This window comes from Streptomyces sp. H27-H5, from assembly GCF_026627505.1.
Classification (GTDB): Bacteria; Actinomycetota; Actinomycetes; order Streptomycetales; family Streptomycetaceae; genus Streptomyces.
Map to the genome: position 1 here is coordinate 1 of NZ_JAPNLK010000159.1, position 10,843 is coordinate 10,843.

Sequence of the window (10,843 nt, forward strand, 5' to 3'; positions counted from 1 at the left end):
TGCCCGCCCTGCCCCCCGCCCCCGGCTCCCGGACCCCCGGCCACCCCGCGAGCGCCGGCGCCGGGCGGCCGCGGGCCGGATGCGGCCGGACGCCGCCCCGACGCCACCCGGACGCGGGTGCGAACCGCGGGGCGAGAAGTCCCGTATCGCACTCTCCGCGTGCCTTTGGACCCCGCCGACGGCCGGTCGCGGGCACCCCGGAACGGCCCCGATTCCACATGTGGGCGCAGGCCTGAAATAGTTCCCACGGATGTTCGCCATCCCTAGACTCCCTGACGTCGGACTCCCTGACGCCAGGGGGATTCTCGGGGGACTTAAGTGGGGCTGGAGTGCCGGAACTCGTACTGGAATTGAATGGAAGGACCTGGACGCTCGATCCGTCCAGGTCGTACTCGCTGGGGCGCGATCCCCAGGGAGACGTCGTGATCGATGACGCCCGCGTGTCGTGGCGACACGCCACCATCAGCTGGAACGGCCGTGGTTGGGGGATCGAGGACCACGGCAGCACCAACGGCACGTACGTGCACGGGGCCCGGGTCCAGCAGGCCGAACTCGTGCCCGGCACGCCGGTCCACCTCGGCAACGCCACCGACGGACCGCGGCTGAATCCGAGCGCCGCCGCCGCGCCGCAGCCCGTCGCCCACCAGGCCCCGGCCCACCAGGCCCCGGCCCACCAGGCCCCGGCCCACCAGGCCCCGGCCCACCAGGCACCGGCCTACCAGGGCCAGGCCGCCGGGTACGAGGCGCCGGTCCGGCAGCAGCCGCAGCAGGAGGCCTGGCAGCAGCAGCCGCCGGCCCAGCCGCAGTTCCCGCAGCAGCACTCCCCGCAGCAGCAGGGCGACGTGCGCCCCGCGCAGGGGGCGGGCGCCGGCCACGGCGACCGCAGCCCGACGACGTTCCACCAGCTCTCGCTGGGCCACGTCATGCGGATCGGTCGCGCGCTGGAGAACGAACTGGTCGTCTCCGACCTCCAGGTCTCCCGCCACCACGCCGAGTTCCGCTCCATGCCCGGCGGCCGGTTCGAGATCCACGACCTCGGCAGTCACAACGGCACCTACGTCAACGGTCAGCCCCTCGCCAAGTCCGGCACGGCGGTGCTCGGCCCGAACGACATCGTGGGCGTCGGCCACTCGACGTTCCGGATCATCGGCGACCGGCTCGAAGAGTTCGTCGACACCGGTGAGGTCTCCTTCTCCGCCCGCCACCTCACGGTGACGGTCGACGGCGGCAAGCAGATCCTCAAGGACGTCACCTTCGGCGTTCCGGAGAAGTCGCTGATCGGGGTCATCGGCCCGTCCGGCTCCGGCAAGTCCACCCTCCTCAAGGCGCTGACCGGCTACCGGCCCGCCAACGAGGGCGACGTCCTCTACGACGACCGCAACCTGTACAAGCAGTTCGCGGAACTCCGCCAGCGCATCGGCCTGGTCCCGCAGGACGACATCCTGCACAAGGAACTGCGCGTCCGCACGGCCCTCAAGTACGCGGCCAAGCTCCGCTTCCCCGGCGACACCGCCGAGTCCGAGCGCGCCGCCCGCGTCGACGAGGTGCTGCGCGAGCTCAAGCTCGACATCCACAAGGACAAGAAGATCACCGCGCTCTCGGGCGGCCAGCGCAAGCGCGTGTCCGTGGCCCTGGAGCTGCTCACCAAGCCGTCGCTGATCTTCCTGGACGAGCCGACCTCCGGCCTCGACCCGGGCATGGACCGCGACGTCATGCAACTGCTGCGCGGCCTCGCCGACGACGGCCGCACCGTCCTCGTCGTCACCCACTCGGTCGCCGAGCTGGCCATCTGCGACAAGCTGCTGGTCATGGCCCCCGGCGGCTCGGTCGCGTACTTCGGCCCGCCGGACGAGGCGCTGAACTTCTTCGGCTACACCACGTGGGCGGACGTCTTCTCCGCCTTCGAGAACTACCGCGAGTACGACTGGGCCGGCCGCTGGAAGGGCTCGCAGCACTACCAGCTGTACGCCGCCGACATCGACGCGGTCGCCCCGCAGTCGATCGCGATGCCGCCCGCGCAGCAGATGCGCCCGCCGAAGCCGCAGGGCTGGGGCTCCCAGCTGTGGACGCTGATCCGCCGCTACGTCTCGGTGATCGCCTCCGACAAGGGCTTCATCGGCCTGATGCTGATCCTGCCCGCGGTCCTGGGCGTGGTCTCCACGGTCATCCCCGCGAAGTTCGGCCTCGCGCCCCCCGTGGCCCCGTCCCGCTTCAACGGCGACGCCGGCACGATCATGCTGATCCTGGCGGTCGGCATGTGCTTCTCCGGCGCGGCCAACTCGGTCCGTGAGCTGATCAAGGAACGGGTCATCTACGAGCGTGAGCGCGCGACCGGGCTGTCCCGGTCGGCGTACCTCATGTCGAAGGTGATCGTCCTCGGCGTCATCACGGCCATCCAGGGCGTGATCATCTGCGGGATCGGCTTCTACCCGCGCGACCTGCCCGCCGAGGGCCTGCTCATGCCGCCGGCCGTCGAGATCTGCCTGTCGGTCATCGCGCTCGGCTTCACCTCGATGATGTTCGGCCTGGTGATCTCCTCGCTGGTGAAGACCGCCGAGAAGACCATGCCGCTGCTGGTGATGTTCGCGATCGTCCAGGTCGTCTTCACCGGCATCCTCTTCCAGGTGTACGACTCCCCGGGCCTGGAGCAGTTCGCCTGGCTGATGCCGTCCCGCTGGGCCATCGCCGCCGCCGGCACCACGCTGAACCTCGGCGTGCTCATGCCGCCGTGGGACGCCGACAACCCGACCAACACCGACCCGCTCTGGGACGCCACGGTCGGCCAGTGGAGCCTGAACGTCACGGTGCTGCTGCTCCTCGGCATCGCCTGCGGCTTCGCGGTCCAGCGCCTGCTGCGCCGCCACGAGCCGGAGGTCATGCGCGCCGGCAAGTGACCGGTCCGCGCGGCCGTACGCACGAACGCCTCAGGGCGGCACCCGGAAGTCCGGGGGCCGCCCTGAGGCGCATGGGGGAACGGTGCGTCGAAGGCCTAGTAGGCGCTGTTGACGTTGTCCATGGAGCCGTAACGGTCGGCCGCGTAGTTGCAGGCGGCGACGATGTTGGCGACCGGGTCGTACTGGTCGAACTTCGTGCCCTTGACGTGGTACGCCTTGAAGGTCGGGGCGATGACCTGGAGCAGACCCTTGCTGGGAATGCCGTTCTGGGCGTTGATGTCCCAGTTGTTGATCGCCAGCGGGTTGCCGCTGGACTCGCGCATCACGTTCTTGTGGATGCCGGCGTAGGTGCCCGGGATCCCCTCGCGCTTCATGATGTGCAGCGCTTCCTTGATCCAGCCGTCCAGGTTGTTCGCGAAGACGGGGGTGCGGACCGCGGAACGGCTCGCCGCCGTCTTCGCGGCGCGCGCCTTCGCCTGCGCCGCGGCCTTGGCCTTGTTGTCGGCGTCGGCCTTGGCCTTCGCCTTCTTGGCGAGCGCGGCCTGGGTGGCCGCGTTGATGGCCTTCTGGTCGGCGATGGCCTTCTGCGTGCCGAGGTGCGCCTGCACGGTCTTCGTCTGGGCGCCGTTCACGGCCTTCGTCCACGCCACGGGGGCGGCGGAGATGGTCGTCGACTCGCTCGTGTCGGCGCCGTTGGCCGGGACGAGGGAGAAGACGAGCGCGGCGGCGCCGAAGCCGGCGATGCCTGCGAAGGAAAGCTTCTGGGCCTTGGTCAGACGACGACTGTGGCCGGGGGTGCTGGTCTCGGTCATGCGTGTGCAACCTCTTCGAATAGCGGGAGCCGCAGGAAAGCGCCGGGTGGATCCGAGATCCTCGGCGCTGTGCGACGTCGACATTCTTAGCGGTGGCAAAAACGCCTGGCAAAGGTGTGACGTACGAAGCCGCTTAGTGGATCAGGATCCCCGGCCGCGGCCCGCATTCGGGTATCGGCTCTAGGTGCAGCAGTGCTGACAGGGTCTTTATGTGTCCACTAGGCTTCTTCGTAAGTGACGTGGGTCCTATGCCCGGGCTCACATCGGCCTCGTAACGTTCTCACCCAGGGTTGCAGCAGCAATGCAATCGGTGAGGTTTATCCACCTTGAGGACGAGAAGAGCCCCCCGGCCGTCATCCCCAAGGCAGAGAGGCCCTCCGCCGCCCCTCCCTCGGTCGTGTGCCCGAGGCCCCTGGACCTACGCCCGAGGTCCGATCCCGCAGGTCAGGCCCGCCGGTACCGTGAGGCCATGCACAAGGGACCCTGTACCGGGCTGGCCGCCGTCAGCACGGCCCTGCTGGCCATGAGCCGCCGACTGGAGGTCCAGGACGTCCTGCGCACGATCGTCGTCTCGGCCCGCCAACTCCTCGGCGCCGAGTACGCGGCGCTGGGCGTCCCGGACGACCACGGCGGCTTCGCGCAGTTCGTCGTGGACGGCATCACCGAGGAACAGTGGCGTCGCATCGGCCCCCTGCCCCGCCAACACGGCATCCTCGCCGCGATGCTCCACCAGGACGGCCCCGAGCGACTCGCCGACGTGCGCGAGGACCCGCGCTTCGGCGGCTGGCCCGCCGCCCACCCCGAGATGTCGGACTTCCTCGGCATGCCGGTCCGCGACGGCGAGGAGACCCTCGGCGCCCTCTTCCTCGCGAACAAGCGCGGCGCCACCCCCGCGGAGACGGCCGGCGACGGCCGCGGCTTCACCGACGAGGACGAGGAACTCCTGTCCCTCCTGGCCCAGCACGCGGCGATAGCCCTCACCAACGCACGCCTCTACGAACGCAGCCGCGAGCTCACCATCGCCGAGGAGCGCTCCCGCCTCGCCCACGAACTGCACGACGCCGTGAGCCAGAAGCTGTTCTCCCTGCGGCTCACCGCCCAGGCCGCCTCCGCCCTCGTCGACCGCGACCCCGCCCGGGCCAAGGGCGAACTCCAGCAGGTCGCCGTCCTCGCCGCCGAGGCCGCCGACGAACTGCGGGCCGCCGTGACCGAGCTCCGCCCCGCCGCCCTGGACGAGGACGGGCTCGTCGCGACCCTGCGCGACCACGTCCGCGTACTGGACCGGGCCCACACCGCGCACGTCACCTTCACCTGTGACGGCGTACGGGCCCTCCCCGCGACCCAGGAGGAGGCCGTCCTGCGCGTCGCCCAGGAGGCCCTCCACAACGCCCTGCGCCACTCCGGCGCGGAGACCGTCGAGGTCACCCTGCTCCGCCGGGGCGCCGGAGCACTCCTGTCCGTACGGGACGACGGCCGCGGCTTCTCCCCTCCCACGGTCCGCAAGGCGGGCCGCCACCTCGGCCTCGTCTCCATGCGCGACCGCGCGAGCGGCGTCGGAGGCCGCCTGGAGGTGCACTCGGAGCCCGCACGGGGCACCACGATCGAGATGGAGGTCCCCGGTGGCTGACACCCGGATCCGCGTCCTGCTGGTGGACGACCACCAGGTGGTCCGGCGCGGACTGCGCACCTTCCTGGAGGTCCAGGAGGACATCGAGGTGGTCGGCGAGGCCGCCGACGGCGAGGAGGGCATCGCCCGCGCCGAGGAACTGCGGCCCGACGTGATCCTCATGGACGTCAAGATGCCCGTCACCGACGGCATCGAGGCCCTGCGCCGACTGCGCGAGGCGGCGAACCCGGCCCGGGTGCTGATCGTCACCAGCTTCACCGAGCAACGCACCGTGGTCCCCGCCCTGCGCGCGGGCGCGGCCGGCTACGTCTACAAGGACATCGACCCCGAAGCCCTCGCCGCCGCCATCCGCTCCGTCCACGCGGGCCACGTCCTCCTCCAGCCGGAGGTCGCGCAGGCCCTGCTGGCCCAGGAGGGCCAGGGAGCCGCGTCCAGTCGCCCCGGCTCGCTGACCGACCGGGAACGGGAGGTGCTCTCCCTCATCGCGGACGGCCGGTCCAACCGGGAGATCGCCCGCGCGCTGGTCCTGTCGGAGAAGACGGTCAAGACCCACGTATCGAACATCCTGATGAAACTGGACCTGTCCGATCGGACCCAGGCGGCGTTGTGGGCGGTCAGGCACGGAATCGTGGACGTCCGGCGTTGATCTGAGATTCATACGGTCGGGTGTATGTAGCCCACATGGCGTATCCCGAGCACGGGACGAACGTTCTTCTCCATGTGTCGGGGCGGCAGGCCGCGGCAGACGTACTGGAGGACGAGAACGTGAAGAACATCAAGAAGGCCGCAGCCGTCACCATGATCGCGGGCGGCCTGATCGCCGCCGGCGCCGGTGTCTCCTCGGCGCACGGCGGTGCGTCCGCGGAGGGCGAGGCCCTGAACTCGCCCGGCGTGGCCTCGGGGAACCAGCTCCAGATCCCCGTGCACGTCCCCGTGAACCTCGTCGGCAACTCGGTCACCGTGATCGGCCTGCTGAACGGCGCCTTCGGCAACACGGGCATCAACCACTGACGCCCTTCCCACCGGCCCCGCTTCCCCCACCTCTCCCCGGGAAGCGGGGCCGAGCCGCGTCCGCCCCACCGGGCCCCGCGGGGCGGACCCGGGGCGTCAGCCCCGCTCCCGCTCCTCCACGGCCGCGTTGTACGCCGCGACCAGCGCCCGCCGCGCCACCCGCTCCACCGGCCGCAGGGCCTCGGCCCGCGCCGCGATCTCCGAGGCGGCCACCGCGCCCCCGTGTCCGTTCTCGTACGCCAGCGACACCATCAGGTCCACCCGCTGCGCCAACGACAGCACCCGCACCGCCCGCGGCGGGTACCCCGGCGCCAGCACCTCCCGCCCGGCCTCCGCCCGCGCCCGGTACGCCGACAGCGCCGCCTCCGCCACCGGCCCCGACCCCGCCACGTCCAACCGGGTCAGCACCACCATGGCCTCGCGCAACGCCTCGGCCAGTTCCCGCTCCGCCTCGCCCAGCGACGGCACGTCCGCCGGCGGGGCCTCCCGCACCGGCAGCACGTGCCACACCACCTCCACGTGCACGTCACCGGCCGGCCCGGCCTCGGTCACCTCCGGCACCAGCCCCAGCGCCGCGCCGACGGCGACGACGGCCTCCTCCGCGTCCAACGCCCGCGCGTTGAACTCGGGCGGACCGCTCAACCCCAGCGGATGCCCCGGAGCCGGCAGCGCGACCCGCAGCCCGGACACCCCCAGCGCCCGCATCCGGCCCAGCGCCAGCGTGAGCCCGACCGGCCCCGATTCCCCCGGCAGCCCCGCCACCCGGTGCACGGCGTCCTCGCCCACGATCGACAACACGGCCTCGTCGGGCGAGACCAGACCGGCCAGCAGCGCGTTCCCCCAGGCGGCCAACCGCCCTGAACGTGGTTCGAAAAGCATCCCCCCACTTTACGGATCGGTGCGGGGAACCGGCCTGGCGCCCGGAGGCCTCGCCGAGTGGCGTAGGTTTTCCCCTGGGGCTGCGCCTACCGGTGCACTGACGATCCGAAGACTGCAAGGGGTGACAACACGCTCATGAGCGATGTTCTGGAGCTGGTGGACGTATCCGTGGTCCGCGAGGGCCGGGCGCTGGTGGACCAGGTCTCCTGGTCGGTGAAGGAGGGGGAGCGCTGGGTGATCCTCGGCCCCAACGGCGCCGGGAAGACCACCCTGCTCAACGTCGCCTCCAGCTACCTCTTCCCCACCAAGGGCGAGGCCACCATCCTCGGCAGCGCCCTCGGCAAGGTGAACGTCTTCGACCTGCGCCCCCGCATCGGTGTCGCCGGTATCGCGATGGCCGACAAGCTCCCCAAGCGGCAGACCGTCCTGGAGACCGTCCTCACCGCCGCCTACGGGATGACGGCGACGTGGCAGGAGGAGTACGAGGACATCGACGAGCAGCGCGCCCGCGCGTTCCTCGACCGCCTCGGCATGACGGACTACCTCGACCGGAAGTTCGGCACCCTCTCCGAGGGCGAGCGCAAGCGCACCCTGATCGCCCGCGCCCTGATGACCGACCCCGAGCTGCTGCTCCTCGACGAGCCCGCCGCCGGCCTGGACCTCGGCGGCCGGGAAGACCTCGTACGGCGTCTCGGCCGGCTCGCCCGGGACCCGCTCGCACCCTCCATGATCATGGTCACGCACCATGTCGAGGAGATCGCCCCCGGCTTCACGCACGTCCTGATGATCCGCCAGGGCAAGGTCGTCACCGCCGGTCCCATCGACCTGGAGCTGACCTCCCGCAACCTCTCGCTCTGCTTCGGCCTCCCGCTGATCGTCGAGCGCAACGAGGACGACCGCTGGGCCGCCCGCGGCCTGCCCCTGCGCTGAGACGACCCAGGCCTTGGTGTCGAACTGCGGTCAAAGCCCCGCCCCGTGCGGGGCTTTGACCGCAGGGCCCGGCTCCGGACCGGGATCGGCGGGCACGGCCCGTACCCTGTCCCGACCGTGCCCCGCGGACCTACCATGACCATGTGACCGACATCGACGCATGGGTGTGGTGGCTGATAGGCGCGGTCGGACTGGGCATCCCCCTCGTCCTGACCGCGATGCCCGAGTTCGGCATGTTCGCGGTCGGCGCCGTGGCCGCCGCCATCACGGCCGCGATCGGCGGGGGAGTGGTGGCCCAGGTACTGGTCTTCGTGATCGTCTCCGTGGCCCTGATCGCCGTCGTCCGGCCCCTCGCCAACCGCCACCAACGACCCCAACACCGCACGGGCATCGACGCGTTGAAGGGCAGGAGCGCCGTCGTCCTCGAACGCGTCGACGCCGGCGGCGGCCGGATCAAGCTGGCCGGCGAGATCTGGTCCGCCCGCGCCCTCGACGCGGACGTCAGCTACGAACCCGGCCAGTCCGTGGACGTCGTGGACATCGACGGGGCAACCGCGGTCGTCATGTGACGTGATGTGACCTGATGTGAGCCAAGCAGCCGACTCGCGGCCCCGAGGTCTGCGAGACTCGCGATCAACGGGGCAGCACAGACAGCCGGAAGGGCACGGGGAACCGCATGCAACCGATCATCATCGTCCTGATCATTCTCGTGGTTCTGGTCTTCATCGCACTGGTCAAGACGATCCAGGTGATCCCGCAGGCCAGCGCCGCCATCGTCGAGCGATTCGGCCGCTACACCCGCACCCTCAACGCGGGCCTGAACATCGTCGTCCCGTTCATCGACTCGATCCGCAACCGGATCGACCTGCGTGAACAGGTCGTCCCCTTCCCGCCGCAGCCGGTCATCACCCAGGACAACCTGGTCGTCAACATCGACACCGTCATCTACTACCAGGTGACCGACGCCCGCGCCGCGACGTACGAAGTGGCCAGCTACATCCAGGCCATCGAACAACTCACCGTCACCACGCTGCGCAACATCATCGGCGGCATGGACCTCGAACGCACCCTCACCTCCCGCGAGGAGATCAACGCCGCCCTGCGCGGAGTCCTCGACGAGGCCACGGGCAAGTGGGGCATCCGCGTCAACCGCGTCGAGCTGAAGGCCATCGAGCCGCCGACCTCCATCCAGGACTCGATGGAGAAGCAGATGCGCGCCGACCGCGACAAGCGCGCCGCGATCCTCCAGGCCGAAGGTGTCCGGCAGTCCGAGATCCTGCGCGCCGAGGGCGAGAAGCAGTCCTCGATCCTGCGCGCCGAAGGTGACGCCAAGGCCGCCGCGCTGCGCGCCGAAGGCGAGGCCCAGGCCATCCGCACCGTCTTCGAGTCCATCCACGCCGGCGACGCCGACCAGAAGCTCCTCGCCTACCAGTACCTCCAGATGCTCCCGAAGATCGCCGAAGGCGACGCCAACAAGCTCTGGATCGTGCCGAGCGAGATCGGCGACGCCCTCAAGGGCCTCTCCGGCGCCATGGGCAACTTCGGTCCCATGGGCGGAGGTTCCGGCTTCAACCCGCAGAACTCCGGCAAGGAGAGCGGCAGCCCGAGCGACACCGTCCCGCCCTCCCGCCGCGAACAACCCCCCATCGACTGACGCTCCCTCCCCCTCCTGCATGATCGGACCGGCCCCTCGACCTTCATGGCGGGGAGGCGACCCACTCATGCAAAGGGGATGTCGCGGTCCATGTCCATCTGGGAATCACTCGCGGTCTTCGCCGCCGGCATCGGCGCCGGCACGATCAACACCATCGTCGGCTCCGGCACCCTCATCACCTTCCCGGTGCTGCTCGCCACCGGCCTGTCCCCGGTCACCGCCAACGTGTCCAACACGCTCGGCCTGGTGCCCGGGTCCATCAGCGGGGCCATCGGCTACCGCAAGGAGCTCCAAGGCCAACGCGCCCGCATCATGCGGCTCGGCGCCGTCTCCCTCGTCGGCGGGTTCGCGGGCGCCGTCCTGCTCCTCACCCTGCCGTCGGACTCCTTCGACACGATCGTGCCCGTCCTGATCGGGCTCGCCCTCGTGCTCGTCGTGCTCCAGCCCCGGCTCGCCGCGGCACTGCGCAAGCGCCAGGAGGCCTCGGGAAGCGACGCCGGGCACCCCGACGGAGGCCCGGCCCTGCTCTCGGGGATGCTGCTCGCCAGCGCGTACGGAGGCTACTTCGGCGCCGCCCAGGGAGTGCTGTACATCGGACTCATGGGCCTGCTCCTCCACGAGGACCTGCAACGGATCAACGCCGTCAAGAACGTCCTCGCCGCCCTCGTCAATGGCATCGCGGCCGTCGTCTTCCTCTTCGTCGCCGAGTTCGACTGGACGGCCGTGGTCCTCATCGCCGTCGGCTCCACCATCGGCGGCCAGATCGGAGCCAAGGTCGGCCGACGCCTCCCGCCGACCGTCCTGCGCGGGATCATCGTCGTGGTCGGCGTCCTCGCGATCGTCCAGCTGCTGATCCGCTGAGCGACGTACCCCGGATACGTCGCCCAGCGCAGCCGGACCGTCAGCGGTACTAGTGCAGCGCGTCGCAGGTCCTTTGCCGGTTGGGCGTGGCTGGATTGGTGACGCTGTGTGAGCGCGCAGGCATCCTGCGGGAAGCGGTCCTCGGACGACCCGGCTTCGGTCCGGCACACGGTGG

The 10,843-nt window shown here is 70.6% G+C and carries 10 protein-coding genes; 8 read left to right on the top strand and 2 right to left on the bottom strand.

Annotation, left to right across the window (positions count from 1 at the left end; genetic code table 11):
* The first annotated feature begins 329 nt into the window (after positions 1 to 329).
* Positions 330 to 2,894 (top strand): FHA domain-containing protein, encoded by a 2,565-nt coding sequence (locus OTB19_RS39670; protein WP_420717002.1) that lies wholly within the window; start codon positions 330 to 332, stop codon positions 2,892 to 2,894.
* A 95-nt stretch (positions 2,895 to 2,989) separates the two neighbouring features.
* Here the strand turns inward: OTB19_RS39670 and OTB19_RS39675 are convergent, their stop codons facing one another.
* On the bottom strand, positions 2,990 to 3,706 hold the full coding sequence (locus tag OTB19_RS39675; RefSeq protein ID WP_267803651.1) for a transglycosylase SLT domain-containing protein: 717 nt from the start codon (positions 3,704 to 3,706) through the stop codon (positions 2,990 to 2,992).
* Positions 3,707 to 4,175: 469 nt separating this feature from the next.
* Between OTB19_RS39675 and OTB19_RS39680 the strand changes: the two genes are divergently transcribed.
* The 3 genes from OTB19_RS39680 to OTB19_RS39690 all read left to right on the top strand — a co-directional run bounded on the left by OTB19_RS39680 (position 4,176) and on the right by OTB19_RS39690 (position 6,344).
* A complete protein-coding gene (locus OTB19_RS39680) occupies positions 4,176 to 5,333 on the top strand; it encodes a GAF domain-containing sensor histidine kinase (protein WP_267803652.1) in 1,158 nt (385 codons plus the stop codon).
* Positions 5,326 to 5,979 carry a response regulator gene (locus tag OTB19_RS39685; protein ID WP_267803653.1) on the top strand — a complete coding sequence of 218 codons (654 nt, stop codon included), beginning with the start codon at positions 5,326 to 5,328 and terminating at the stop codon, positions 5,977 to 5,979. The genes OTB19_RS39680 and OTB19_RS39685 overlap by 8 nt, the downstream gene beginning before the upstream one ends.
* 119 nt (positions 5,980 to 6,098) lie before the next feature.
* Complete coding sequence (locus OTB19_RS39690) at positions 6,099 to 6,344, top strand: chaplin (protein WP_267803660.1); 246 nt, start codon at positions 6,099 to 6,101, stop codon at positions 6,342 to 6,344.
* Positions 6,345 to 6,440: 96 nt separating this feature from the next.
* On the opposite strand, the gene OTB19_RS39695 is transcribed toward OTB19_RS39690, so the two are convergent.
* Positions 6,441 to 7,223 (bottom strand): hypothetical protein, encoded by a 783-nt coding sequence (locus OTB19_RS39695; RefSeq protein WP_267803654.1) that lies wholly within the window; start codon positions 7,221 to 7,223, stop codon positions 6,441 to 6,443.
* Between the two features lie 135 nt (positions 7,224 to 7,358).
* Here OTB19_RS39695 and OTB19_RS39700 point away from each other — a divergent pair, with 135 nt between their 5' ends.
* The 4 genes from OTB19_RS39700 to OTB19_RS39715 all read left to right on the top strand — a co-directional run bounded on the left by OTB19_RS39700 (position 7,359) and on the right by OTB19_RS39715 (position 10,668).
* Positions 7,359 to 8,153: an ABC transporter ATP-binding protein gene (locus OTB19_RS39700; protein ID WP_267803655.1), complete on the top strand. Its 795-nt coding sequence runs from the start codon at positions 7,359 to 7,361 to the stop codon at positions 8,151 to 8,153.
* A 143-nt stretch (positions 8,154 to 8,296) separates the two neighbouring features.
* Positions 8,297 to 8,722 (top strand): NfeD family protein, encoded by a 426-nt coding sequence (locus OTB19_RS39705; RefSeq protein WP_267803656.1) that lies wholly within the window; start codon positions 8,297 to 8,299, stop codon positions 8,720 to 8,722.
* A gap of 107 nt (positions 8,723 to 8,829) precedes the next feature.
* Positions 8,830 to 9,807, top strand: a complete 978-nt coding sequence (locus tag OTB19_RS39710) for an SPFH domain-containing protein (RefSeq protein ID WP_267803657.1) — start codon at positions 8,830 to 8,832, stop codon at positions 9,805 to 9,807.
* A 90-nt stretch (positions 9,808 to 9,897) separates the two neighbouring features.
* Positions 9,898 to 10,668: a sulfite exporter TauE/SafE family protein gene (locus tag OTB19_RS39715; RefSeq protein ID WP_267803658.1), complete on the top strand. Its 771-nt coding sequence runs from the start codon at positions 9,898 to 9,900 to the stop codon at positions 10,666 to 10,668.
* The last annotated feature ends 175 nt before the right edge of the window (positions 10,669 to 10,843 follow it).

Excerpts from the sequence above, each read along its gene's own strand:
- OTB19_RS39680 (WP_267803652.1), top strand. The coding sequence starts at position 4,176 with ATGCACAAGGGACCCTGTACCGGGCTGGCCGCCGTCAGCACGGCCCTG.
- OTB19_RS39700 (WP_267803655.1), top strand. The coding sequence starts at position 7,359 with ATGAGCGATGTTCTGGAGCTGGTGGACGTATCCGTGGTCCGCGAGGGC.
- OTB19_RS39710 (WP_267803657.1), top strand. The coding sequence starts at position 8,830 with ATGCAACCGATCATCATCGTCCTGATCATTCTCGTGGTTCTGGTCTTC.
- OTB19_RS39695 (WP_267803654.1), bottom strand. The coding sequence starts at position 7,223 with ATGCTTTTCGAACCACGTTCAGGGCGGTTGGCCGCCTGGGGGAACGCG.
- OTB19_RS39675 (WP_267803651.1), bottom strand. The coding sequence starts at position 3,706 with ATGACCGAGACCAGCACCCCCGGCCACAGTCGTCGTCTGACCAAGGCC.
- OTB19_RS39715 (WP_267803658.1), top strand. The coding sequence starts at position 9,898 with ATGTCCATCTGGGAATCACTCGCGGTCTTCGCCGCCGGCATCGGCGCC.